Annotated in this window: 21 protein-coding genes; 16 read left to right on the top strand and 5 right to left on the bottom strand. The window is 61.8% G+C overall.

What is annotated here, in order from left to right:
* Positions 1–9 precede the first annotated feature (9 nt).
* The 4 genes from ACF8FG_RS24590 to ACF8FG_RS24575 all read right to left on the bottom strand — a co-directional run bounded on the left by ACF8FG_RS24590 (position 10) and on the right by ACF8FG_RS24575 (position 5,672).
* On the bottom strand, positions 10–2,100 hold the full coding sequence (locus ACF8FG_RS24590; RefSeq protein ID WP_014590884.1) for a TonB-dependent siderophore receptor: 2,091 nt from the start codon (positions 2,098–2,100) through the stop codon (positions 10–12).
* Positions 2,101–2,237: 137 nt separating this feature from the next.
* Positions 2,238–3,152, bottom strand: coding sequence for a GTP cyclohydrolase FolE2 (gene folE2, locus ACF8FG_RS24585; protein WP_019438187.1), 915 nt, complete (start codon positions 3,150–3,152; stop codon positions 2,238–2,240).
* A gap of 595 nt (positions 3,153–3,747) precedes the next feature.
* Positions 3,748–5,067 (bottom strand): OprD family outer membrane porin, encoded by a 1,320-nt coding sequence (locus ACF8FG_RS24580; protein ID WP_135199273.1) that lies wholly within the window; start codon positions 5,065–5,067, stop codon positions 3,748–3,750.
* Between the two features lie 92 nt (positions 5,068–5,159).
* Positions 5,160–5,672, bottom strand: coding sequence for a nuclear transport factor 2 family protein (locus ACF8FG_RS24575; RefSeq protein WP_014590887.1), 513 nt, complete (start codon positions 5,670–5,672; stop codon positions 5,160–5,162).
* Positions 5,673–5,938: 266 nt separating this feature from the next.
* Here ACF8FG_RS24575 and ACF8FG_RS24570 point away from each other — a divergent pair, with 266 nt between their 5' ends.
* The 4 genes from ACF8FG_RS24570 to ACF8FG_RS24555 are packed head-to-tail and all read left to right on the top strand — an operon-like array spanning position 5,939 to position 10,671.
* Positions 5,939–7,627 (top strand): long-chain-fatty-acid--CoA ligase, encoded by a 1,689-nt coding sequence (locus ACF8FG_RS24570; protein ID WP_119713576.1) that lies wholly within the window; start codon positions 5,939–5,941, stop codon positions 7,625–7,627.
* On the top strand, positions 7,605–8,723 hold the full coding sequence (locus ACF8FG_RS24565) for an acyl-CoA dehydrogenase family protein (protein WP_135199274.1): 1,119 nt from the start codon (positions 7,605–7,607) through the stop codon (positions 8,721–8,723). The genes ACF8FG_RS24570 and ACF8FG_RS24565 overlap by 23 nt, the downstream gene beginning before the upstream one ends.
* A 17-nt stretch (positions 8,724–8,740) precedes the next feature.
* The gene (locus ACF8FG_RS24560) at positions 8,741–9,517 is read left to right on the top strand and encodes an enoyl-CoA hydratase/isomerase family protein (protein WP_014590890.1); all 777 of its coding nucleotides are present in this window, start codon (positions 8,741–8,743) and stop codon (positions 9,515–9,517) included.
* Entirely contained in the window at positions 9,517–10,671 is a 1,155-nt protein-coding gene (locus tag ACF8FG_RS24555; RefSeq protein WP_014590891.1) for an acyl-CoA dehydrogenase family protein, read from the top strand. Before ACF8FG_RS24560 ends, ACF8FG_RS24555 begins: the two co-directional genes overlap by 1 nt.
* 81 nt (positions 10,672–10,752) lie before the next feature.
* Here the strand turns inward: ACF8FG_RS24555 and ACF8FG_RS24550 are convergent, their stop codons facing one another.
* Positions 10,753–11,508 carry an IclR family transcriptional regulator gene (locus ACF8FG_RS24550; RefSeq protein WP_257785623.1) on the bottom strand — a complete coding sequence of 252 codons (756 nt, stop codon included), beginning with the start codon at positions 11,506–11,508 and terminating at the stop codon, positions 10,753–10,755.
* Positions 11,509–11,702: 194 nt separating this feature from the next.
* On the opposite strand from ACF8FG_RS24550, the gene ACF8FG_RS24545 reads away from it, so the two are divergent.
* From ACF8FG_RS24545 to ACF8FG_RS24490, 12 genes are all read left to right on the top strand, one after another.
* Complete coding sequence (locus tag ACF8FG_RS24545; protein ID WP_014861875.1) at positions 11,703–12,458, top strand: SDR family NAD(P)-dependent oxidoreductase; 756 nt, start codon at positions 11,703–11,705, stop codon at positions 12,456–12,458.
* A 119-nt stretch (positions 12,459–12,577) separates the two neighbouring features.
* Complete coding sequence (locus tag ACF8FG_RS24540; RefSeq protein WP_014861876.1) at positions 12,578–13,492, top strand: SMP-30/gluconolactonase/LRE family protein; 915 nt, start codon at positions 12,578–12,580, stop codon at positions 13,490–13,492.
* Positions 13,489–15,609 carry an acetate--CoA ligase family protein gene (locus ACF8FG_RS24535; RefSeq protein WP_014590895.1) on the top strand — a complete coding sequence of 707 codons (2,121 nt, stop codon included), beginning with the start codon at positions 13,489–13,491 and terminating at the stop codon, positions 15,607–15,609. Before ACF8FG_RS24540 ends, ACF8FG_RS24535 begins: the two co-directional genes overlap by 4 nt.
* Before the next feature lie 21 nt (positions 15,610–15,630).
* Positions 15,631–16,182, top strand: coding sequence for a flavin reductase family protein (locus tag ACF8FG_RS24530; RefSeq protein ID WP_014590896.1), 552 nt, complete (start codon positions 15,631–15,633; stop codon positions 16,180–16,182).
* A 26-nt stretch (positions 16,183–16,208) separates the two neighbouring features.
* Positions 16,209–17,627: an SDR family oxidoreductase gene (locus tag ACF8FG_RS24525; protein ID WP_014590897.1), complete on the top strand. Its 1,419-nt coding sequence runs from the start codon at positions 16,209–16,211 to the stop codon at positions 17,625–17,627.
* Positions 17,627–17,923 (top strand): hypothetical protein, encoded by a 297-nt coding sequence (locus ACF8FG_RS24520; RefSeq protein WP_014590898.1) that lies wholly within the window; start codon positions 17,627–17,629, stop codon positions 17,921–17,923. The genes ACF8FG_RS24525 and ACF8FG_RS24520 overlap by 1 nt, the downstream gene beginning before the upstream one ends.
* Positions 17,914–18,708, top strand: coding sequence for an enoyl-CoA hydratase-related protein (locus ACF8FG_RS24515; protein ID WP_014590899.1), 795 nt, complete (start codon positions 17,914–17,916; stop codon positions 18,706–18,708). Before ACF8FG_RS24520 ends, ACF8FG_RS24515 begins: the two co-directional genes overlap by 10 nt.
* Before the next feature lie 227 nt (positions 18,709–18,935).
* On the top strand, positions 18,936–20,006 hold the full coding sequence (locus ACF8FG_RS24510; protein WP_014590900.1) for an LLM class flavin-dependent oxidoreductase: 1,071 nt from the start codon (positions 18,936–18,938) through the stop codon (positions 20,004–20,006).
* 152 nt (positions 20,007–20,158) lie between these two features.
* A complete protein-coding gene (locus ACF8FG_RS24505; protein ID WP_014590901.1) occupies positions 20,159–21,454 on the top strand; it encodes an MFS transporter in 1,296 nt (431 codons plus the stop codon).
* A gap of 35 nt (positions 21,455–21,489) precedes the next feature.
* The gene (locus ACF8FG_RS24500; RefSeq protein WP_014590902.1) at positions 21,490–22,275 is read left to right on the top strand and encodes an enoyl-CoA hydratase-related protein; all 786 of its coding nucleotides are present in this window, start codon (positions 21,490–21,492) and stop codon (positions 22,273–22,275) included.
* A gap of 1 nt (position 22,276) precedes the next feature.
* Complete coding sequence (locus ACF8FG_RS24495; protein WP_014590903.1) at positions 22,277–23,827, top strand: 3-hydroxyacyl-CoA dehydrogenase; 1,551 nt, start codon at positions 22,277–22,279, stop codon at positions 23,825–23,827.
* On the top strand, positions 23,824–25,107 hold the full coding sequence (locus ACF8FG_RS24490) for a 3-hydroxyacyl-CoA dehydrogenase (protein WP_014590904.1): 1,284 nt from the start codon (positions 23,824–23,826) through the stop codon (positions 25,105–25,107). The genes ACF8FG_RS24495 and ACF8FG_RS24490 overlap by 4 nt, the downstream gene beginning before the upstream one ends.
* The last annotated feature ends 39 nt before the right edge of the window (positions 25,108–25,146 follow it).

The following is a 25,146-nucleotide window of genomic DNA, read 5'->3' as shown; positions in this document are numbered from 1 at the left end:
TTCCTCGGTTCAAAGGCTAAGGGTCAGGCTGACACTGAAGTTGCGTGGCTCCCCGGGCAGCACCCAAGCGCTGTTGTACGAGCGTTCGTAGTACTTGCGGTCGAACAGATTGTTGAGATTAAGGCCGACGGTGACCTGTTCGCTGGCCTTGTAGTGCGCCAGCAGGTCGACCGTGCTGTAGGCGTCCAGGGTGAAGTCGCTGCCGGCCTGGCCGGAGCGTTCGCCGACGTAGTTCACCGCTGCGCCCACATCCGAGCCGCGCAGGGCACCGTCCTGGAATTCGTACACGCCCATCAGGCTGCCGCTGTTACGGGCGATGCCGAGCAAGTCGCTGCCTTTGGGCAGGGCTGCGTCGCCTTTGGTGACCTCGGCGTCGATGTAGGCGTAGGCGCCGATCACTCGCAACGCGTCGGTCAGCTGGCCGCTGAACTGCAGGTCCAGGCCTTGGCTGCGCGCTTCACCCGCCGCCACGCTCTCGCCAAGGGCGTCGGTGGTGATGACGTTCTCCTTGTCGATATGGAACAGGGCGATGGTCGCGCCCAGGCGGCTGTCGAGGAGGTCGAGCTTGACCCCGGTCTCGTAACCCAAGCCCTTTTCAGGCTTGTACACCTGGCCCTGGGTGCCGATGGTGTTGGGTTTGAACGAAGTGGATGCGTTGGCGAACACGCCGACTTGCGGGGTCAGTTGGTACAACACCCCGATGCGCGGTGTGGCAACGTCCTTTTCCTGGCTGTTGCTAAGACCCGTGGTGCGGTTCTGCGAGGTCTGCTCGAAGCGCTCCAGGCGTACGCCAAGCAACCCCCGCAAGCGCTCGGTGAAGGCGATCTGGTCTTGCAGGTTGATCGCGTAGCTTTCAGTATGCTCGAAGAAGTCGTTGGCACGGGTGATGGCTGGCTTCGGCTTGCCGTATACCGGGTTGTAGATATCCAGCCCATACGCTGCGGAGGTGGCGCTTTGCGGGTACTTCTGACTGTTGCGGTAGTTTTCGTACTCCAGCCCGACCAGGGTCTGATGCTGCCAGCCACCCAGCTCGAACTGCCCGTGCAGCTCGGCCTGGGTGATGCTGTCGTTCCATTCGAAGTCGCGTTCGCGATAAAAGCGCGTGATGGTGGTGCCCACCAGGGCCTGGGGCTCGGAGCTGTTGCCCTTGAGCGTGCCCTGGGTGTAGTGGTTGGCCAGGCGCAGCTTCCAGTTGTCGTTGAGTACGTGTTCCAGCGCCACGTCGAGGGTCTGGTTGTCGTTGCGGATCTCGCCGTCATTCGGCTCGCCAAGGAAAGTCGAGCGCTTGACCGACCCCATTTCGCCGTTGACCGCCGGAATGCCGCGATCGAACACCGACTCGGTGCGGGAGAACTCGGTGTCGATCATCAGCCGGGTGTCGGGTGACAGTTGCCAGCTCAGGGAAGGGCTGACGATACGGCGCTCGCTCCCAACATGATCGCGGAAGCTGTCGTTGTCTTCGACGGCGAGGTTGATCCGGCCCAGCAAATTCCCTTCGCTGTCCAGTGGCGAGTTGGCGTCCAGGGCGGTGCGGTAGCGGTCCCAGCTGCCTGCGCTGAGGGTGAGGGTACTGAAGGCTTCGGCCTGGGGGCGCTTGGTGACGATGTTGACCAGTCCGCCAGGGTCGCCACGGCCGTACAGGCTGGCCGCCGGGCCTTTGAGCACTTCGATGCGCTCGATGTTGGACGTGTCCGGCGAGCTGTAGCTGCCGCGGTTGATGGCGAAACCGTTCTTGTACAGCTCGCCCGTGGTGAAGCCGCGCACACTGTAGTTGAGGAAAGTCAGGCCGCCGAAGTTGTTCTGCCGCGAAACGCCACCGGCAAAGTCCAGGGCGCGGTCGATGCGGGTGGTGTTGAGGTCCTTGATCACCTGCGCGGGCACGACTTCGATAGTCTGCGGCGTGTCGCGAATGTCGGTATCGGTGCGGGTGGCCGTGGCAGAGCGGTTGGCACGATAGCCTTGCACCGGCCCGTCGGCGTGCTCTTCGAGATAGGCGTCGGTGATGGAGGTTTCGTTCAGCAGCAAGGGTTGTGCCGCTGAAATCGGCTGGCCGAACAAGCCCAGCGTCAGGCCGGCCAGAAGGGGGGCACGAGGGTTCACGTAAAGTCTCCGTTTTTCACGCTATAACGTTGCAGTGTTGGGTGCGTCTTGGCGCCAGGCCTGACAAATGATTCCTGGTGAGGAAATTTTCATGTGTTGGTTCGCGCATGTTATTGGATGTAATAACGTAACGCTAGTTAATAGTGATGCGCAGAGGCCTGCGGGGCGGACCAGGCCGAGGCGTCGTGCGGGTGCAGGCTTTCCAGATGGCGAACGTGCACTTGGCTATCGCGGTAACCCTGCAGGCTTACCTGAATACGCCGCGCAGCGTCCTCGACGAACATCAGGTTTTGCCCGTTGAGTGCCGCGAAAGCTTGTTCGTCAGCCCGTTTCACGGCGGTCTGAACCGGCGTGCGCAAGGCGCCTTCGACTTGGTCGATCAGGGCCAGCAAACCGAGATCAGGGGCGTCGGCAGGTACCGCGACACGCACCCGAGCTTCGCTGCGTTGGCTGTGCGGCGTTGCCAGCGACGCGTTGCTGCGCAGCCACTGCGCAACGGCGCTGGCTTCGAGCAGTGGCTGGTCCTGGAAGGTTTGCAGAAAGCCGTCCTCAATCAATTGCCGGGAGAGAGCGGCAGAGCAGGGGCAGGTCGAGGAGTAGCCGATCCTGACTTCGATACTCAGGTTCAGTGCCCCGCCGACCTTCGTGGCGAGCACGTGAACCGGGTACGACTTCCAGCCAGAGAGGCCCTCGGTCACCAGTGCAGGGCGGCGAACCAGCAAGTCGAAATCCAGGCGCACCCTGGCATTGCGGCTTTCGCAATCCTGATGGCTGTCGATCATCTCCTGCAACAGCGCAAAGAGGCTTGCCGGCGACACCGCCGCAGCCTGTCCCCAGGCGTCCAGCAGGCGATACAGCCTGGACATGTGAATGCCTTTGACGTGTGGTGCCGGCAGGTCGACCTGGACATCCGCCCGGGCGTGCAGTTCACGCTGGTAGGTCGGTTCTTCGATCCTTACCGGCAGGTCGATACCCTGCATGCCGACCCATTGCAACGGGCTTAGGCTGGGGGCCAGGTCGGTGACGGAAACGTCGGGTAATGCTGAGCTCATCATGTATATCCATTGGTGGGAGCCTTGCACGTGGCAGCAAGGGGTATGAATCAGTTCCAGCCGGGGAAGGGGGTGGTCAGCTTCATACAGCCTTCCGTTCCCCGGGCCCTTTCCTCATCGGCCAGCAGCGCGCGACGGGCTCGGCCTGGGATCGGTTGCCGGCCATGGACGGTTCGCAGTCGAGCTAGAGATAACGATTAATGTAGTTAGTTATAACATAACATTAAAGTCGGATTGCAAATCATGTCTGTGCTCTTGAGCAGGTAGAGGCAGGAAGCCGCTTCGCGTGTGGCTGCTGGAGTGGGAGAAAACTGCTGGACAAGATCGACGCTGACCTGGAACGCGTTGCCCGGGGCGAGCTGAAACGTAGTCGCTCGGGCTATTCCCATGTGCAGGAATGTCAGAGGGGGCCGATGCTCACGGCAAGTCATGGGCATTCATAGGCATTTCCTCGCGTTTGAGCCAACGACAAAAGTGCACAAAAAAGGCCCTGTCCATCGCCTACGGGCCTTTGAAGCGCTTCCGCTATGAGTATCAAGGCTTTTCATACAGAGCCTGATAGTCCTTTCACTGCATTGCTTTGTCAGTGGGTCTTTCAGAAAATTGGAACCGAATAGTTCACGTAAATCCGGTTTTCGGTATTGCGATGGTTGGCCTCGTACACCGTTGTACTATGTCCTATGGCGTTGTAGTAAGAAACTCCCAGCCCCTTGAAAGGCCCGCTCTGCACCGCGTAGTGCAGAGCCAGGTCGCGTTCCCACTCGCGTGCGCCGCTGCCACCGGCCTGATTGATGTCGGTACCGCTCCAGTATGAAGCGTTGAACACTAGCCCTGGCAGACCGACCCCGGCGAAATTGTAAGAATATTGCGTAAAAGTGGTTTTTTCACCTGCGCGTGTAAAGCCGTAGAGCAAGCGCGAAGTTTGCAGGTAAAAGGTGAAGGCGCCGGCTTCCTTGTTGGGCAGCGAGGAAGGAATGATGGCGGCGAAACCACTGTCATCAGACACACTTTGGTAGCCGGCCATGATCGAGTGAGCACCTTTGGCATAGGTCAGCGAAGCTGACCAGGTGTCATTGTCGATGCGTCCACTGGCATCTTTGGTAAAGCCGGCCAAGCGATATCCCGGTTCGCCGTTTCTGCCGTCCGCCCGGCTCCTGAAATAGCGCAAGTCGGCGAGCAGCGACTGGCCGTCACTGAATGCATGCTTGGCGGTCAGGCCGAGGAAGTCCTGCCTGTAGTAGTCCTCCAATTGGCCAAAATAGTACTGCGCTTTGATGCTCTCAGTCGGCGTGTAGTCGATACCCGCATAGTTGAAACCGCTGCTCTCTTTGGTCCCCCCCGCTGCGGCAAGGCCAGAGCGGTCTGATGAGTATCTACCGGTAGCCTTGGTCAATCGGCCGCCGGTGGCGACCACATTGGCAATATCCTTGGAAACCAAGGTCCAGCCTTGGTAGGTCTGCGGCAACACGCGAGTGTCGTCTGAGATCAATACCGGGATACTTGGGGCAATGGCATTGCCGCTGAACAGAATCGTTTGCGAGTATTTCAACTTGGCGTTCGCCGCGGCCCTGGCCCAGCTGTCGACCGCCCCGTCGCCGTCACTCGGAATCATGGTGCCGCGCTGATGGTGCCCAGCCCCGCCGTCAAGTTTCACCGCGAACATGCCCATTGCATCGACCCCTAAACCCAGAGCGCCCGGGGTGAACCCGGACTTGTAGGTCACGCGGAAGCCTTGCGCCCATTCCTGCGACTTGCTGGTAAGCCGGGTTGCTGTGGGCGAATATTCGTCGTAATGGTGAGTGAAGAAGACATTGCGCAACGACAGGTCCAGCGTTGAGTTTTCGACGAAACCTTCAGCCATTGCGAAGGGCGTGAGTAGGCACAGCAGCAACGGGAGTGCAGTTTTGAGTGTCATATAATGCTCTATTTATTGTTGTTCTGATATTAATGACGCGATTTGAATGGTCGGAGATGTGGTGCAATGGCGGCTTCTGAAGGTGGCTAACTTCAGCGCTGAAACAGAGGATAAGTTTCATCATCCGGCCAGCGGCTGCCGACTGGCTGACGTAGGCCGAAACGTTCTTCAAGTGACTTGACAATAGCGGGCTGATCTTCGACCCAATCATAAATTACCGTGCGCCTTGCGATCCGCCATTGTCCTTTGCGTTTCTCGAAGTGATCGGCATAACGACCGAGTATCAATACCTGCGTGGGCTCGCCGCCCTGGGAGGAGGAGCGCTGGAATGCAAGGAATTTCGATTCCACCGCAGCGCTCGCCGGGCCCAGTTCAATTAGGATGTTGGTGATCTGATGCACGCTGCACTCATAGCTTTTTAAGACGGTCAACGCCCAATCGATGAAGCCTACGGCAGGCCCGTCCCAAGGCCCGTGGCGGTCGTGGGCGTCTTCCCAGTAAGCTGAGCGCAGAGCCTGCTCATCAGCCAGGTCGATGCCACGGCAGTAGCGGTAAAGGCAGTCGCGAATGGCTTCACGGTCCAATAGCTGTTCGAGCGTCGACATAACTGGCGTTGCCCCTGAGTGATCGTGTATCGAGTAATTGGACTGTATTTTCAGCTCCACTGATCGTCAACGTACGACGGCGCGGGTTGCTGCGATTCACATGTGTGAAATGCAACTTGCCGACGTCATCAAATTCACATGCATGATGTTGTGCATTCACATCGGATTCGACATTGACAGTATTGCCGGCGGCCGCGATGGTTTGCCGACGTTCGGGTGATAACAACAATGCCCTGAAAGATGGAAGGCCGGACGCTGGAGGTGGTATGTACGCTTTAATGCAAGACCGACAACTATTGATATCCTCATTGATTGAGCATGCTGCACTTAATCATGGTCAGGTCGAAATCGTATCGCGCACGTGTGAGGGGCAAACGCTCTACAGTAACTACAAAACGCTGCGCGAACGCGCCCTGAAACTGGCCAAGGCATTGCAGGAGTTGGGGGTTGGGCAGGGGGACTGTGTCGGCTCACTGGCATGGAACACCCATCGACACATGGAGTTGTATTTTGCGGTGCCGGGTATGGGCGCGGTGCTCAACACGGTCAACCCGCGACTGCACGCGGAGCAAATCGAGTACATCATCAACCATGCCGAAGACAAAGTGCTGTTCTTTGACCTGACTTTCGCCGAGTTGATCCGAACGCTGCGCCCAGCGTTGAAGTTCACTGCCACCCTGGTGGTCATGACCGACCGTGCGCACAAGCCGAAGGGGCTCGACGATTGCCTCTGCTACGAAGACCTTATCGACGCGCACGACGACACCTATCAATGGCCGCAACTCGACGAGAAACTGGCCTCCTCTCTGTGCTACACCTCCGGCACCACCGGCAACCCCAAAGGAGTGTTGTACAGCCATCGATCGACGCTGCTCCACGCCTTCAACACCTGTGCGATGGACGGTCTGCAGTTGTCGAGCCGCGACCGGGTGTTGCTGACCGTACCCTTGTTCCACGTCAACGCCTGGGGGCTGCCCTACGCCTCGGCGATGTGCGGTGCCAAGGTCGTCCTGCCCGGGCCATGGCTCGATGGCCAGAACCTGCTCAGCCTGTTGCAGCAGCAACGCTGCACATTCTCAATCGGTGTGCCGACGGTATGGCTAGGCTTGCTGCAGTTCATCGATGAACATCCTGACGTACTGACCGGCGAGTTGGCGCTCGAGCGCGTGGTGCTCGGCGGCGCGGCAGCACCAAGGGCGCTGATCGAGCGTCTGCACCATGTACTAGGTGCCACCAGCATTCAGGCCTGGGGGATGAGCGAGACCAGCCCGATGGGCACCATCGGCAACCTCTTGCCCAAGCACCTGCAACTGCCGCTGGAACAGCAGATTGACGTGCGTGCCAAGGCCGGGCGTCCGGTTTACGGTGTTGAAGTGCAGGTGGTCGACGAGCAGGGGCAGGTGCTGCCGCGTGACGGCAGGAGCGCCGGCCATCTCAAGGTGCGTGGGCCCTGGGTCGCTGCGGGCTACTTCAAGGGCGAGGGCGGTCAGGTGGTGGATGAGGGTGGCTGGCTCGAAACAGGCGATGTGGCCAGCATCGACGCCGATGGCTATCTGCAGATCACTGACCGCAGCAAGGATGTAATCAAGTCCGGCGGCGAGTGGATCAGCTCCATCGACCTGGAGAACGCCGCCATTGCCCACCATGCGGTACAGGAAGCGGCTGTCATCGGACGGCCGCACTCGCGCTGGCAGGAGCGACCTTTGCTCATTGTGGTGGCCAGGCCCGGCGTGTCGGTCACTGGCCCCGAACTGTTGGCCTTTCTCAGCACCCGGGTCGCCAAGTGGTGGTTGCCTGATGACGTAGTGTTCGTCGACGAACTGCCGCATACCGCCACCGGCAAGCTGCAGAAGACCCGGCTGCGCGAGCAGTTCAACGATTTCGTTTTCACCAGTGAGCGGCAGCAGGCCGCCCCGCAAAGGAGTGATGTGAATGCCACAACTGATCATGGCTGACGAGGACGGCGTGCTCGAGATGCTGCGCGACAGTGTTGCCACCTTCGCTCAAGGGCGCCCCGGCCCGCAGAGCTTGCGTAAGTTGCGTGCCGCTGGCGCCGACCTGGATCTGGAGCAATGGCAGGAAATGGCAGCAGCTGGCTGGATCGGCCTGATGCTGCCCGAGGCGTTGGGCGGTGCCAACCTGGGTATTCGTGAACAGGCGGTGATCAGCCATGCCCTTGGGCAGGCGTTGGTTCCTTCGCCGATTGCCAGCGCCTCGGTACTGAGCAGTGCCTTGCTCGCCCGGGTCGCGGATTCTCCAGAGCGCCGACGCTTGGCAGCAGGGCTGGTGCAGGGTCGCTCGATTGTCGTGCCGGCCGTGGCAGCAGGTCGTGATGGCGAGGGCGTCGCTGCGCGTTCGCTTGAGGGGGGCGTATTGCTCGACGGCCGTCGCGCGTTCGTCGAGGGCGCGCGTTCGGCCAGTGATCTGCTAGTCGTGGCGCGGGCCGGCAGCGAAGACCTGCTGGTCAGCGTGCCTGCCCATGCCGAAGGGCTCGAGCGATGCGACCGTCAGACGGTGGATGGCGGGATCATCTCGTCGCTGATGCTAAGCAACTGCTTGGTGGGCAACGAGCGCATCCTTGCCCGTGGCGACCTGTGCGCCATGGTCGAGACCTCGATCAACCTGGCGCGCACGGCACTGGCGGCGGAGCTTGCCGGGATTGCCAGCCAGGCCTTCGAGTTGGCTCGCCAGTACACCATCGACCGCAAGCAGTTCGGCAAGCCACTGGCCAGTTTCCAAGTACTGCAGCACCGCCTGGTCGATCTTTGGGCCGAAGCCGAGTTTGCCTGTTCGGCGGTTGTCAACGCGGTCGAGCGCTGCGAGCAGAGCAGTGAACGTGAGGCGCGCCTGGCCGTCTATGCCGCCAAGGCGCGGGCTGCCGACGCGGCTGCATTCGTCGGCCGCCAGGCTATCCATCTGTTCGGCGCCATGGGCTTCACCGACGAGTGCGACATCGGCCTGTATCTCAAGCGTGCGATCAATCTGGGTGCCTGCCTTGGCCAGCCGGAAAGCCTGCGCCTTCAATTCATAAAAGAGGAGCGTGCCGCCTGAGGCGGTGCGAAGAGCCCATGCAGAACAATTTGCTTAAAGTTGCCATCACCAAGCATGTCGCCGTCGTCACCTTGGACAATCCGCCGGTCAACGCCCAATCGCGGGAATTCGCCGAAGAGCTGATCGAGGTGTTCGACGAGCTCAACGACCTGCCTGAGGTGCGCGTGATCGTGCTCACCGGTGCCGGCAAGGTATTCTCCGCTGGTGCCGATATCAAGTCGCGCGGCCAGGTGGGGGCGATGCCCGGCGACACCAACCGCCACCTGCGGCGCACTCGCGAAGTAGGCTTCTGCATCATGGAGTCAAGCAAGCCCGTGATCGCTGCGGTCAACGGCCCAGCGCTGGGGGCGGGCCTCGGCCTGGTGCTGTGCTGCGACATTATCCTGGCGTCGGAGAACGCCGTTTTCGGTCTGCCGGAAATCGACATCGGCCTGATGGGCGGGGTACGCCACACCATGCGCCTGTTCCCACATTCACTCACCCGGCGGATGGTGCTTTCCGGCTATCGCGTTACCGCGCAGGAGCTCTATCGCCGAGGCATCATTGAGGCCTGCACCGGGCGTGAAGGGTTGATGGACGAGGCGCTGTCCATCGCCAATGAAATTGCTTCGAAGAGCCCGATGGCACTGAAGCTGGCCAAGCGCGCGATCAACACCGTGGAAACCATGGGCCTGAAGGACGGCTACCGCTTCGAGCAAAACCTCACGGTAGAGATGACCCGTCATGAAGACTCGAAGGAGGCCATGCGTGCGTTCCTTGAGAAACGCCCGCCCGTGTTCAAGGAGTCCATCTGATGAGCATCGACTGGAACAGCCTGCCCGACGAAGAATTTCGTGCTTTGTTTCGCTCCTGGGTGCTGGAGAACTGCCCACCCGAACTGCGTTACCTGCGCAAGCAGCGACCTGTGTACGAGGAGGTCCGGCAATGGTACCAGGCGCTGGCTGACAAAGGCTGGCTGGCACCTGTGTGGCCGCGAGCATACGGCGGCATGGGCCTGACACCGGCCAAGCACATGATCTACGTGGAAGAGTGGGGGCGCCTGGGCTGTCCACGTATTCCCGACCACGGCATCAGCCTGACAGGCCCCTTGCTGATCCATCACGGCAGCGAAGCGCAGAAAGCCGAGTTCCTGCCGAAGATCATTTCCGGCGAGCACATCTGGTGCCAGGGCTATTCGGAGCCCAATGCGGGCTCCGACCTCGCCAGTCTGCGCACCAGCGCGGTCCTGGACGGAGATGCATTCGTGGTCAACGGACAGAAGATCTGGACTACCCTGGCGCACTGCGCCAACTGGATCTTTGTGCTGGTGCGTACTGATCGCGACGCCAAGCCGCAGAAAGGGATTTCGGTGTTGTTGGTGGACATGACCAGCCCCGGCGTCGAGGTGCGCACCATCGAAAATCTGCGCGGCGAGGCAGACTTCTGCGAAGTGTTCTTCGACAACGTCAGGGTGCCGGCCCGAAATCTGGTCGGTTCGCTGAACGAGGGGTGGACCTTGGCCAAGTCGGTGCTGGGACACGAGCGCATCTTCCTCGGTTCGCCCACCCGAGCCGAGTACGCCCTCGACCGGCTGGACAAGCTGGCCAGCGACCGTGGCGCTTTCGACGACCCTGCGTTTGTTTCGCGTTACGCACGGCTGCGCCTGGACCTCTACGACCTGGGTTCGAGTTACGAGCGCTATGCCAAGGTACTGCGTTCCGGGGGCGAGCTGGGTGCGGATGTGTCGGTGCTGAAGATCTTTGCCACCGAGTTGTACCAGCGCATCACCGAAGAGATGCTGACCCTGGCGCAGGAAGAGGCGCGCTACAACGACGACCTGTTGATCGAAGGCGGGCAGATCGATGTCATGAACCTGTTCCTCGATGCCCGTGCTCCAGCGATCTTCGGCGGTTCAAACGAGATCCAACGCAACATCCTGGCCAAGGCGGTGCTCGGGTTGCCAAGCTGATCGGCAGCGCGCCTGGGTCAAGCGTCGGCAAGCCGGCTTCTACACCCGACCTGTAGGAGCCGGCTTGCCGGCGACTGGCTGCTACAACTCGATCTCGACCGGCGCCGCAAACCCTTCTGCCGGCTCCAGCCGCTTGGCCGCAGTCTGCAGAACCTGCAGGTAATGATCATGGTTCTGCCGGATACGCTCGGCCGCTCCCCCGAGCCCCAGCGTGACCGGTTGCCCCTGAATGGTGACCGGCAACAGCACGCACAAGGTCGCGCCGCCGAGGAACGGAATGTTCTCGGCCGAGGCATAGCCTTGCTTGCGCAGGTGGCGGATCTTTTCCATCATCGCAGGTACCTCTACGCGCTCGCCGTTGTGCTTCTGGGTGACGATGTTGGCGCGGCGGATCAGGTTGTCGAGCACCTTGTCGCTCAGGGTCGACATCAGCAGCCAGCCAGTCGCCGACTGGGTCATCGGCCGCAGTTCGCTCTCGTTGACGTGAAAGCGCAGGGCATGCACCGACTGCAGCACCTGCACGTACTGCACATAGATATCGTTCTTGGTGTTGATCGATACCGATTCGCCGGTCTCGGCATGCACATCGTTCATCGCCTCGATGATACCGCCGGAGGCGAACAGGGTATTGGGCACCCATTCCCCCAGCGACGTGACCTTGACCGTGGGGAAGTACAGGCGCTCATTTCGGTTGAAGTTAAGATAACCCAACGTGATCAGGGTTTTCAGTAGCACCGTGGTACTCGATTGCGGATAGCCCAATGCGGCAGATATTTCAGACATGGCCCGCGGTTGTCGGACATTTTTGAAAAACTCAAGTATTTCAAGCACGCGCATGGCGGATTTGACGTGTGACGGTTGCATTGTGAACGCCCCCTTATGCGGCGATGTTTTTCACATCTGTGAAAGTCGCACACATATACATAGTTATTGTTGTTGGCCAAAGATTCGGATGACAGGATGGTTTTGTCAAGGCACGCCAAACGTTCGGGTTGAACACACGACCCCCCCAACAACAAGAGAGACAGGACATGGGCAGACTGACCGGAAAAGTCGCACTGGTAACCGGTGGCGCAAGAGGTATTGGTGCAGCAATCAGCGAGGCGTTCGCCCGCGAAGGTGCACGGGTGGGGATCATGGACTTGAAGGAAGAAGCAGCGCTCGAAGCCGTGCGGCGTATCGAGGCCAATGGCGGCCAGGCGTTGGCGTTGGTGGGCAATGTCGCCAGGCGCGAAGATGTGCTGCATGCCGTCCGCGCGCTCGGCGAGACTTTCGGCGCGCCGACCCTGCTGGTCAACAATGCCATGTGGAACCGCTACGGGCCGCTGCTGGAACAGACCGAAGAGATGATAGGGCGTATGGTCGACGTCGGCCTCAAAGGTGTGGTCTGGGGCTATCAGGCAGCGATTCCGGGCATGATCGCAGCCGGTGGCGGCTGCATCATCAACATCGCCTCACCCTCTGCTGTACTGGCTATGCGCAACGGCATCATGTACAGCGCGGTCAAGGCGGCGGTAGCCGGGCTGACCCGTTCGGGCTCGGCGGAGTTCGGCCCGCACAACATTCGTGTCAACGCCATCGCGCCCGGGCCGACCCCTACTGACGGGGCCAATCTGGTGGTCGATGAAGCCGCCTGGGAGCGCCGCCGCGAACGGATGCCGATCGGCCGCTTGGGCACACCCCAGGACATCGCCAATGCGGCCGTTTTTCTGGCAAGTGAAGAATCCAGTTTCATTACCGGCGATATGTTGTTCGTGGACGGTGGTGTGACGTACGCGTTTTCCTGAACAGCAATAAAGATGTAGTCCACAACAATAAAGGGTCGTCCCACCCGTGCGGATCAAGTGATCCGCAGTGTCCGGCTGTGGCCAGCGAACAAGGGGTGGTGATAATAAAAGGGATTGCCATGCCTATAACATTTACCCGCCTTGGCGAAATGCCTGATTTGCTCGGTGAAAGTGCTGTATGGGACAGCGAGTTGCACTGCTTATATTGGGTCGACAGTATGTCCCGGTTGATTCGTCGATATCACCCGGCCAGCGGCAGTTACCAACAGTGGCCGACGCCGTCGACGGTCGGCTGTGTCGGGCTGGGTGCCGGCAATACCCTGGTCGCCGGCCTGGCGGACGGCATCTACAGCATGGACCTGAACAGTGGCGAGTTTTCCCCGCTGTTCCAGCCGCAACCTGTTAATCCTCACGTGCGGCTCAATGACGGCCGGATGGATCGTGCCGGACGTTTTCTCTGTGGCTCAATGGGGCTGCATGCCGACCCGCAAGGCGCGCTGTACCGGGTGTCTGGCCTGGCGGACGGCGAGATACTGGCCACCGGTATCCGTATTGCCAACACCCTGTGTTTCAGCCCGTCGGGCGACACCCTGTATTTTGCCGACAGCCTCGACCGGAGCATCCGCGCCTATCGCTACAGCCACGAGCGGGCGGCACTGACCGAGCCGCGTCGCTTTGCCGACACACAGATGCTCGGTTCAGGCCCGGACGGCGCTACGGTGGATGCGCAAGGGTATGTCTGGGTGGCGCTGGTGCAGGCCGGGCGGATCGCGCGCTTTTCGCCTGACGGTATCCTCGACCGGTTGATCCGTTCACCGACCGACATGCCGTCTTGCCTGGCCTTCGGTGGGCCGGAGCTGGGCACGCTTTACGTGACGTCGATCCGAAACTCAGGCTCTGGCCGGGCCATCTCACGCCATCCCGACGGTGGTTTTCTCTTCGCAATCGACGGGCTGGGCGTTCAGGGCCTGCCGGAGCCGCGCTTCGGTCAATGCCTCGCGCTCCTCAATCCTACCAATGGTGAACCCGCATGAGCACTCCCGATACGCTGTCAGCGCTGCTTTCACCCCGTTCAATCGCCCTGGTGGGCGCGTCCGACAACCCGACGCGGATTGGTGGCCGCCCGCTGCGCTATCTGCGCGCCAGCGGCTACGACGGAGCGGTTTTTCCGATCAATCCCAACCGCGACAATGTGCAGGGCATGCGCGCCTACACATCCATCGCCGACCTGCCGCAGGTGCCTGATGTGGCGCTGCTGGCAGTGCCGGCGGCGGCCACCGTCGACGCGGTGATCGCCTGCGCCGAACGCGGTGTGGGCTCAGCGATCGTGTTCTCGGCAGGCTTCGCCGAAACCTCTGAGCAGGGCCGGCTCCTGCAACAGCAGATCACAGGTATTGCCCGCGATTCGGGCATGCGCGTACTGGGGCCTAATTGCCTGGGCGTGTTCAATGCGCAGCGCGGTTACTACGGGACCTTCTCGGCGATCTTCGATGCCGGTTTCGTCGCCCCTGGGCCGCTGGCCATCGTTTCGCAAAGCGGCGCCTATGGCTCGCACCTGGCGCACCTGGCGCGGCAGCGCGGGCTGGGCATCAACTATTGGGTGACCACCGGCAACGAGTGTGATGTGGACGTGGCCGAGGCACTGGACTGGATCGTGGGGCAACCGCAGGTGAAGGTGGTGATGGCCTATGCCGAGGGGATCCGCGATGGCCAGCGCTTCCTCGCCGCGCTGGACAAGGCGCGACGCAATCAGGTGGCGATCGTGTTCATGAAGGTGGGCCGCTCAACGGTCGGTGCCCATGCCGTCAGCTCGCACACGGCGGCGCTGTCCGGTTCTGACGCGGTGTTCGACGCGGTGCTGCGCCAGTACGGGGTATATCGTGCGCGCACCACCAACGAACAGCTGGATGTGGCCTATGCTGCCTCGCGCGGGCGCTTCATTGACGGTAACCGCCTGGGTATCTTCACCCTGTCGGGCGGGTTCGGCATCCAGATGGCCGATGACGCCGAGGACGCGGGGTTGGCGGTGACCGCCATGCCGGACGCTGCCCAGAAGGCGCTGAAGGGGCTGCTGCCCTATGCCTCGCCGAACAACCCGGTTGATGCCACTGCCCAGGCGCTGACCGACCTGCCGCTGATGAGCCGATTCATACGCGCCATGCTCGACAAGGGTAGCTACGACCTGTTCGCCGCGATTCTTGGCAGCGGGCCGGCGAGCCCGACGTTCGCCGACTCATTGCGCCAGGCCATGGCTGAAGCCACCCAAGGCAGCCCGAATTGCATCAAGTGCCTGACCATGTCGGCACCGGATGACATCGTGCGCAGTTACGAAGCGCAGGGGTTCTTGGTCTATGCCGATGGTAGCGCGCTGATCAATGCGCTGGGGGCGCTGGTGCGCTTCAGGCAGCATTTTGATCTGGCTGCCCGGTTTGCCGCGCTGCAACCGCCAGTGGCGCAGTTCAGCCTGCCGCAGCGTGCGATCAGCGAGCACGAGGCGAAGTCGCTGCTCCGGCGCGCGGGTATCCCGTTTCCTGCGGAGCAGTTGGTCGCTGTCGATCAAGACCCAGCGGCAGCGGCACGCAGGCTGGGCTTCCCGTTGGTGATGAAGATTTCCTCTGCGGACCTGCCACACAAGACCGAAGTGGGCGGCGTATGCCTGCGTCTTACCGATGTACAGCAGGTGCGCAAGAGCATGGCCGAGATGCTCGAAACCGTGCGCGGCAAAGCGCCAGATGCGCATATCGAGGGCGTCACCCTGGCTCCGATGATCAGTGGCGGGGTGGAGACTATTGTCGGCGTGTTCAGCGACCCGACCATGGGGCCGGTGGTGATGTTCGGCCTTGGCGGCGTGTTCGTCGAGGTGCTCAAGGACGTGACCTTCCGCGTGGCGCCTTTCGACCAGCACGAGGCACTGCGAATGATCCGCGAGATCCGCGGTTTCGCGATGCTCGAGGGGGTGCGTGGCGCGGCGCCGGCGGACATCGACGCGTTGGCGCGGCTGCTGGTGCAGCTGTCGCGCTTCGCGGCGGCGCACGCCGGACAATTTAGCAGCATCGACCTCAATCCTGTCGTGGTGATGCCGCGTGGCCAGGGCGTACTTGCGCTCGACGCGCTGATCATCCCGCCCGTTTCGCCTGAGCCCATAGCCTGAGAACAATAAGGAGAACGCCCAATGAATGTTACTCAACAAGCCCGCGTACTGGCTGCTGCCGGGTTGTCCGGCGAAGCCTTCGACGGCAGTGTCGACCCGGCGGCTTTCAAGCTGTCGATGCGCCAGATCGCCTCGCCGGTAGGCATCATTACCACACGCCAGGGCGACCTGCGCAACGGACTGACCGCCACTTCGATCTGTTCGGTGTCTATGGAGCCGCCGACCATGCTGGTGTGCGTGAACCGCAACGCCAGCGCCGAGAAGACCATTGCCGCCAGCGGCACTTTCGCCATCAACATGCTGGCCGACGCGCAGCACCCAGTGGCTCGCCTGTTCTCGACGCCCAAACTGTGCCCCGAAGACCGCTTTGCCGGAGGCCTTTGGAGCGAGCTGATCACGGGTGCGCCGGTCCTTGAGGGCGCAGTGGCCACCTTCGATTGTGTGGTGCAGGACTGCATTGCATCGGGCAGCCACAACCTCTACATCGGCCGCGTGATCGCCACCCGCTCAATCGACCAGGACATCCTGCTGTACCGGGACGGCTCATTCCGTCGCCTGGAATCGATCAACTGACGGGCACCCAACAGGAGGCAGGTCGTATGCAGAAGTGTGCAAAAGTCGCCGTGATCACCGGCGCCGCCGGTGGGATCGGGCGCGCGTTATGCCAAGGCTTCGTCGAGGAGGGTTATCGGATCGCGGCCATCGATCTGGACGGCCCGGCGCTGGCCGAACTGCTGGACCCGTTCGGCGAGGGCCACTACGGTTTTACCTGCGATCTGGCCAGCGAGACGCAGATCATTGCCACGGTGGCGCAAATCGCCTCCTGCTTTGGTCGCATCGATGTGCTGATCAACAACGCCGCGCTCGGGCCGAGCATGGCGGAAACCTGCGACACCACGGTCGAAGGCTTTGAGCTGGCGCTGGCAGTCAACACCCTGGGGCCGATGCGTATGGCGCGTGAAGCCGCTCGGCACATGGGGCCGGGCACTGCGGTGGTTAATGTGGCATCCCTCGCCGGATTGCTGGCCAACCCGAAACGTAACGCCTACGCCAGCTCAAAGGCCGCGCTGATCAGCCTGACCCGGACACAGGCCTGCGAATGGGCCGGGCAGGGTATCCGGGTCAATGCGGTGGCCCCGGGCTATGTAATGACGCCGATGGTTGCCGGGCTGGAGCAGCAGGCGAAGGTGGATTTGCAGCAGGTCCGGCAGCGTATCCCGCTGGGACGCCTGGCGCGCCCCGACGAAGTTGCCGCTGCCGCGCGCTTTCTCGCGTCACCCGCAGCGCGGCAGGTCACCGGGAGTGTCTTGCCGGTCGACGGTGGCTGGGCATGCTTCAACCAGCCCGGCGAGGCGCACCCGCCGGTAGCCAGCGTGCCACATGCCGAGGGTCATCGCCCGGCCGCGACTTCGCTGCCGCGCGTAGTAGTGCTAACCCCTTGTGCAGGCTTGATCTGCGAAGTGATCGCGCAGCGCCTGCGTGCCGAGGGAGACACGGTGATCATGCTTGACCGGCACGCTGACGAACCAGCGACGCGCCAGGCCTTTGCCGCCATCAACGCCCAGTATGGGCGGGTCGATGTGCTGATCAACGCCGCGCTGCTCGTCCCTGCTACCGCGCCCCTGGACAATCTGCCAAGTGCCCTTGAGCACAATGTGACCGGCGCATTCGTTTGTATCCGCGAAGCGCTGAGCTGCATGCCGGCGTCCGGCGGGGTGCTGCTCAACCTCGGCTCGATCCCGGCGAGTGGCGCGCACGTGCAAGCTGCCACCTGGGCTGCCTGCGAAATGCTGGGCCGTTGCCAAGCGGCGGAACTGGCCATGCGCGGGGTGCGTGTGGTGAACCTGGCCACCGCCTACGCGCATGTCCCAGCCGTTGACGTCGCGGCAGCGATTCAATTCCTGGTGTCAGCCGAAGCGTCCTATATCACTGGCGCCACCTTGCACCTGGATGGTGGACGAACCGCTTTCGCCCATGCCGCAGGCGCGGCCCTTTTCGATGCTACGGAGGTAGCCTGATGATCTTCAGTTGCAAACCCGATACCGCCCCCCAATTGCTGGACGCCGAGGACTTCAAAGCCTTCAAGCTGGCCTTCGACGGTTACGTCGTCGGCCAGAAACCCGTGTTGGACGGGGTTCGCTACCTGCCGGACGACCATGCTTTCGTCAGCCAGCGCCAAGTCATCCGCGCAGCCGGCCAGCAGGCCACGCTCGCCTGGCGCGAAGCCTTCGCCGCGATGGTGAGCAGCGCGGCCAAATATGGGTGGGTCGACCCGCACACACAAGACATCAAGGTGCATATCCAATGGCAGTGAATCCCCAGGTGGTGCTGTTGCGCAAAGCGCCAGACTACGCAGTCATCACCCTCAACCGGCCAGAGAAACTCAACGCCTGCACCATGCCCCTGCTCGAAGGCCTGAAGGCTGCCCTGGACGACGCCATTGGTGATCCTTGTTGCCGGGCCATCGTGCTCACCGGTGCCGGGCGTGGTTTCTGCGCCGGGCAGGACCTGAACGAGCGCAAGCCTGTGGAAGGGCAGGTGCCGGATCTCGGTGCATCGCTGATCGAGTACTACAACCCAATCATCCTTGCGATTCGCCAGACCGACAAACCGGTGATCTGCGCAGTCAATGGTGTGGCCGCTGGCGCCGGCGCGAACATCGCCCTGGCCTGCGACATCGTCCTGGCGGCCAACACCGCAACATTCATCCAGGCTTTCGCCCGCATCGGCTTAGGCCCGGATGCCGGCGGCAGTTGGCTGCTGCCGCGGTTGATCGGTGAGGCCCGCGCGCGTGCACTGGCGATGCTGGCCGAGCCAGTCGACGCGGCGCAGGCGCAGGCTTGGGGAATGATCTGGGAGATCGTTGCCGCCGATGGGCTGCTTGACCGCGCACAGGCGCTGGCGGCCGAGCTGGCGACCCGCCCGGTAGGCTCTTTCGCGGCGATCAAGCAGGCTTTTCTGGCCTCGTCAGGCAACAGCTTGAGCGCTCAACTTGCGCTGGAAGCACAACTGCAACGTCGGGCCGGGCACAGTGAAGATTACCGGATCGGCGTCAGTGCATTTCTAACCGGCGAACAACCAGTTTTCGTCGGTCGTTGAAACTCGCGGACGGGTGCATTAATCACGTATATGAATCGCCTGCCTTTGTGGCTTGTTAGTTGGAACAATCCCGGTGCTCTCGCATAAACTCAGGGACACAAGGTTTCAGCGTGATATTTGGGCGTTACTTCAATCATTCGCCGCGGCAGTTCGCAATAGCCGTGAATGGCTTCGTGCGGCCTTGAAAAGCGTTCAACCCTCGAAATCAATAATAAAAGGATCTTCACATGGAATTTGGTACATTCATTCTCGCGGCTCAGCGGGGTTATCACCAAAGTTCTGAGCGTGTATTGCGTCACTCCATGGAGCAGGCCATCGCGGCAGAAAAAGCCGGCTTCCACACGGCCTGGTTCGCCGAGCACCATTTCAATAACTACAGCTTGGTGCCCTCGCCGCTGATGATGGTTGCCGCACTGTCCGGTCTGACGCATACGATCCGCCTGGGTACTGCAGTCTGCGTACTGCCGTTGTATCAGCCCCAGCGTTTGCTGTCGGAAATCGGCTTTGCCGATATCGCCTGTAATGGTCGCCTGGAACTGGGCGTAGGTTCGGGTTATCAGCAGTTCGAGTTTGAGCGCTTCGGCATCGACGTTGATAACGCTCCGGCCGTGTTTGCCGAATATTTGGATGTCTTGCAGAAGGGTCTGAAACAACCCATCTTCGAGCACCATGGTGAACATCTGCAGATTCCGCCAACAGCGATTGCCGTGCGCACCGTCCAGCAACCCGGGCCGCCTATTTGGCTGGCCGCCGGCTCCGCGCGCAGTATGGGCCGGGCTTATCGGGAGGGCCACAACCTGTTCGTCACCGCCTTCCACGATGGTCTGGAGACGGTGAAGACCCTGCGCGAGAGCATCGAGCAGGCCGCCGAGAGCCAAGGAAAACAGGTGAGCGATTCCAAGGTAGCGCTGCTGCGTTGCTGCTATGCCAGCAATAGCGAAGCAGAAATCACCAGCTACCTGGACAACGCCCGCTATCAGCGCCGCCTTTCCGAGGCCCTGCAGAAGCGCCGTCAGCAGAGTAGCGACGGTTACCTGATGCAGGAAACACCGACCGAGAAAGACCTGTCGTTCGAGCAGATGCGCAAGAACATGCCGATCGGCAGCGTCAACTATGTCATCGACAAGTTGCTCGAAGAGATCGAAGTGCTCAAGCCGGATCAGGTGGCAGTGCAGACCCAGCTTGGCGACTTCGATGAAAAAACCATGCTGCGCCAGATCGAATTGTGGGGCGAGGTGATCATACCGGCTGTCAACAAGGCGTTGGCCGGGACGCAGGTGCGGGCTGTGAGTGCGTGATAGCTCACGACCGCGAAGGGCTACTGCACAGCCCTTCGCGGTTTAAACCACGCCCTAACGTACAGTGCTGCATTCGGTACTGCGTGGTAGATGGCGGGGGCAGCAAACCGTTGTCCCTGATTGACGATGCATCGAACGGTGAGAAAACAATAATGATAAAAAATCTGAGATGGGTGATCGTTTTTCTGCTGTTGACCTTGTACATGATCAACTACCTCGACCGCGTGGCACTCTCGATCGTGTTGCCGCTGGTCGAAACCGACTTGCAACTGAATGCCGAGCAGTTCGGCATCATCTTCGGTGCGTTCTTTTTCGGCTATGCGATCTTTAACTTTCTCGGTGGCATTGCCGCTGACCGTTTCGGCTCGCTGTGGGTCCTTGGTGCGGCCGTGGCGTTGTGGTCGATCTTCTGCGGCCTGACCGCCATCGCCACCGGCTTCTGGTCAATGCTCATCCTGCGGGTGTTGTTCGGCATGGCCGAAGGGCCGATTTCGGCAGCTGCCAACAAGATGGTCAACAGCTGGTTCCCTAAACGCCAGGTGGCTACAGCAGTCGGCTTACTGAGCGCCGGTTCGCCGTTGGGCGGCGCAGTTGCCGGGCCTATCGTAGGCTTCCTGGCACTGGCCTTCGGCTGGCGGCTGTCGTTCGTCATAATCGCTGCCATTGGTTTCGTCTGGCTGGCCTGCTGGTTGTACCTGGCTGCCGAAACCCCGGAAAAAAGCAAGCGCGTCACTGAGGAGGAAAAGAACCGCATTGCCGAGTGGAAGCGCGAAGAGCAGGCGTCGCTGGTCGGTGTGGTGGCGCCGCGTCGCTCTTTCTGGTCATACATTCGCCACCCGGTAATCCTCAGTACCTCGTTCGCCTTCTTCGCCTCTAACTACACCCTGTTTTTCTTCCTCAGTTGGTTTCCCACCTACCTGACCAAGGCTCACGGCCTGAACATCAAGAGCATGGCATTCGCCACGGTGATCCCCTGGGTGGTCGGGTTCGTCGGCATGTCACTGGGCGGTGCGCTCTCTGATTTTGTGCTGCGCAAGACTGGCAACCCCGTGCTGGCGCGCAAGCTGATCCTGGTGACGTTCCTGTCCTGCTCAGCGCTGTGCGTCGGCCTCTCGGGCACCGTGACCACCCTGTATGCCGCCGTTGCGCTGATGTCGATGGCGCTGTTCCTGATTTACACCGCCGGGCCTTCGTACTGGGCGGTGGTGCTGGACAACGTTGATAGAAGTAACGTCGGCGCGGTGACCGGCTTCCTTCACCTGTGCGGCAGCATCGCCGGGATGATCGGCCCGGTGGTCACCGGCTACATCGTGCAGGCCACCGGCAAGTTCGACAGCGCCTTCCTGATGGCCGGTTGCGTGTCGATGAGTGGCGCGGTGGTGGTGTTCTTCCTGCTGCGTGTATCCCGGCCCGGTCCGGCGACACAGTTACCCAGCCAGGCGCTCTGACGCTGATTCATAGTCTTGAGGGGGGAATGTGCACCATGTCGAATCATCTTGCAGAAATCGTCAGCACCACGGTGCAGCAGGACGGTGTGGCGTTAGTCAAGATCAACCGGCCCGAGGTGAAGAACGCGCTCAGCGGGCCGGTCCGCGAGGCTTTGGCACGGACGTTCCGGGAGCTGGCCGTCGACCCGGCCGTGCGGGCGGTGGTGTTGACTGGCGGCCCTGATTGCTTCGTGGCTGGCGCGGATGTACGTGAATTCGCCGAGGCAACGCCCGTGCAGATGTACGAGCGGCATGCCGAGCGCCTGTGGCAGGCCATCAGCCAGTTCCCGAAGCCGGTGATCGCTGCGGTCAACGGTTTTGCCCTGGGCGGCGGTTGCGAACTGGCCATGCACTGCGATGTGATCATCGCCGGCCGGCAGGCGCGGTTTGCCCAGCCGGAGGTGAAGCTCGGGCTGATGCCCGGCGCTGGCGGCACCCAGCGGCTGATTCGCGCGGTGGGCAAGTTCCAGGCCATGCGCATGCTGCTCAGTGGCTGCCAGGTGACGGCCGAGCAGGCGCTGGCGATGGGCCTGATCAGCGAGCTGGTGGACGACCGCGAAGTGCTGGCCAGGGGGCTGTCGTTCGCTGCCGAACTGGCCGCGCTGCCACGTCTGGCCGTGGAGCAAATCAAGGAGGTGGCGCTGGTCGGTGCCGAGCTACCGCTCGATGGCGCCTTGGCCCTGGAGCGCAAGGCTTTCCAGTTGTTGTTCGATTCGGCGGACCAGAAGGAGGGCGCTCGGGCGTTCCTCGACAAGCGTCGCCCGCAGTTCACGGGGGAGTGAAATGGCTGAAATACAACGGATCGGCATCATCGGAACCGGCGCGATGGGTGGCGGTATCGCCCAGATCTGTGCCCAGGCCGGGCTCAGTGTGATGCTTTACGACGCCAGTGCGGCGGCCGCCCAGGCATGCCTTGAGCGCCTGTCTGCGGTGTTCGATACGCTGGTGGGCAAGGGGCGGCTTAGTGCCAAGCAACGTACCCAGGCGCAGCGCAACCTGCAGGTGTGCGAGACCTTGGCACAACTGGGCGATTGCGATCTGGTGATCGAAGCCATCGCCGAGCGGCTCGACGCCAAGCAGCAGCTGTTCATGGCGCTGGAGCAGGTGGTCGCGCCACACTGCATCCTGGCTAGCAATACCTCGTCGCTGTCGATCACCGCGATTGCCGCGTCGTGCCAGAACCCTTCGCAGGTCGCAGGGCTGCATTTTTTCAACCCGGTCCCATTGATGAAGGTGGTCGAGGTGATCGATGGCCTGCGTACCGACCCCGCGGTGGCCCGAAGCCTCATGGCGTTGATCGAGCGTTTGGGCTATCAGCCGGTCAAGTCGCGCGATACACCAGGCTTCATCATCAATCATGCCGGTCGTGCCTATGGCACCGAGGGGCTGGCCATGCTGGGCGAGCGGGTGGCGCCGGTTGAGGTGATCGACCGGATCCTGCGCGAGTCGATGGGCTTTCGTATGGGGCCGTTCGAGCTTTTCGACCTGACCGGGCTGGATGTCTCCCAGCCGGTGATGGAGGCGATCTACCAGCAATACTATCAAGACCCGCGCTATCGCCCTTCGTCGATCAGCCGGCAGATGCTTGATGCGGGTCTGCTTGGGCGCAAGAGTAGTCAGGGTTTCTACCGTTATCCTGCAGAGCAGGCGGTAGATGTAGCGGCAGAAGCACAGGCAGAGTTGGACCATCAGCTGGCGGTGTGGATCGGTGTCGATGATTCGGCTGACTACGCTTTGCTGGTGAGCGGGTTGCAGGCCCTGGATGTGCAACTGGACCTGGGAACCCGCCCGGCAGCGGAGTCGTTATGCTTACTCGCACCTTACGGGCGCGATGCCACGGGTTCCGCGTTCGCCTTCACTACAGACCCCCGACGCACGCTATGCATCGACATGCTGCCGGGCTTCGACCGTCACCGCACGTTGATGCCGACGCCGGTGACCGATGCGCGGCTGTTGGCTTTTGCCCAGCACGCCCTGGCCCGGGACGGCGTAGGCGTATCGGTGATCGAGGACAGCCTCGGCTTCGTCTGCCAGCGGGTGATGGCAGCCATCGTCAACCTGGCGTGCGAAATCGCCCAACAGGGTGTTGCCAGCCCTGCGGATATCGACCAGGCCGTGCAGTTGGGGCTTGGCTATCCCCACGGACCGTTGGCTTGGGGGGATCGCCTGGGGGCTACACGGCTGCTGACGATCCTGCAGTGCATGGTCGAGACCGGCCATGATCCACGTTATCGCCCCAGCCCCTGGCTGCGACGGCGGGCACAGTTGGGCGTCTCGCTGCGCCATGAGCGTGTCGCCGAAAGATCTTTTTCGTTCGACAAGGAATTGCAATGATGGTGGACCTTGTACTTGAACCAGCGGCCAATGTGTGCGCCCTGAGGGCGAATGACAGCGACCGCCTGGATATCCGTCAAGTCGCCGTTGTAGGGGCTGGCACCATGGGCCGTGGCATCGTGATCAGCCTGGCCAGCGCCGGGCTGGAGGTGTTGTGGCTAGACAATGACCGGGCGAATCTCGATGCTGGGATGCAGATGCTTGAGCAGACCTGGGCGCAGCAGGTGGCCAAGGAACGCATAAGCCGCGTCGAAGCCGACACTTTTCTGCGGCGCGTGCAATCGGTCGAGGGTTATGCTGATCTGGCTGACGCCGACCTGGTGATCGAGGCAGTCTACGAGAACCTTGCGCTGAAGCAGGACATCTTCCGCCTGCTCGATGCACATCTCAAACCCGAGGCAATCCTTGCCAGCAACACCTCGGCGTTGGATATCGACGCCATCGCTGCAGTCACCGAGCGCGCCTCACAGGTGCTCGGCCTGCATTTCTTCAGCCCGGCGCATGTGATGAAACTGTTGGAAATCGTCCGCGGCGAGCACACCCGTGGGGCCGTTCTCGACGCGGCGCAGGCGCTTGGCGAGCGGCTGGGCAAGATCGCCGTTGTGGCCGGCAACTGCCCGGGATTCATCGGCAACCGCATGCTCGCAGGTTATGTCGCCGAAGCACGCAAGATGCTGCTTGAAGGCGCGTTGCCGCATGAGGTGGATACGGTGCTGGAACAATTCGGCTTCGCCATGGGGCCGTTCCGCATGTATGACGTGGTCGGCATCGACCTGGAGTGGCGTGCCCGCAAGCTGGCGGGGAAGGGCATGCAAGCGCCGTTGGTACAGGTTGACAACCAGCTCTGCGAGCAGGGCCGACTGGGCCAGAAGAGTGGGCGAGGTTATTACCGCTATGCGCCTGGTAGCCGTCGTGCCGAGCATGATCCACTGGTTGATGCGCTGGTCTGCCAGGTTTCGCTGGCCTTGGGGTATCGCCGACGCAGCATCGACCCGGAGGAGATCCGCGAGCGTTGCCTGCTGGCGCTGGTCAATGAAGGTGCGAGGATTCTTGAAGAGGGCATTTCCGGAAGTTGCGCCGACATCGACCGGGTGTGGCTCAACGGCTACGGTTTCCCAGCCCAGGCGGGTGGGCCGATGAGCTGGGCGCAGGCACAGGGCGCGGCGCAGATTCTGGCCTGCCTCGAGCGCCTGCGCGGGATGTTTGGCGAACACTGGCGTCCGGCACCGCTTATTCAGCGGTGGGTAGTCGAGGGAAAAGCGCAACTGCCAGGCGGATAATGTGTAGGTGCTGGTATCGGGTGTTTCCCAGTACAGGCA

The sequence above is a fragment of the Pseudomonas sp. YQ_6 genome, assembly GCF_043103245.1.
Taxonomy (GTDB): domain Bacteria; phylum Pseudomonadota; class Gammaproteobacteria; order Pseudomonadales; family Pseudomonadaceae; genus Aquipseudomonas; species Aquipseudomonas alloputida.
This window is presented reverse-complemented; position numbering and strand designations above follow the sequence as displayed.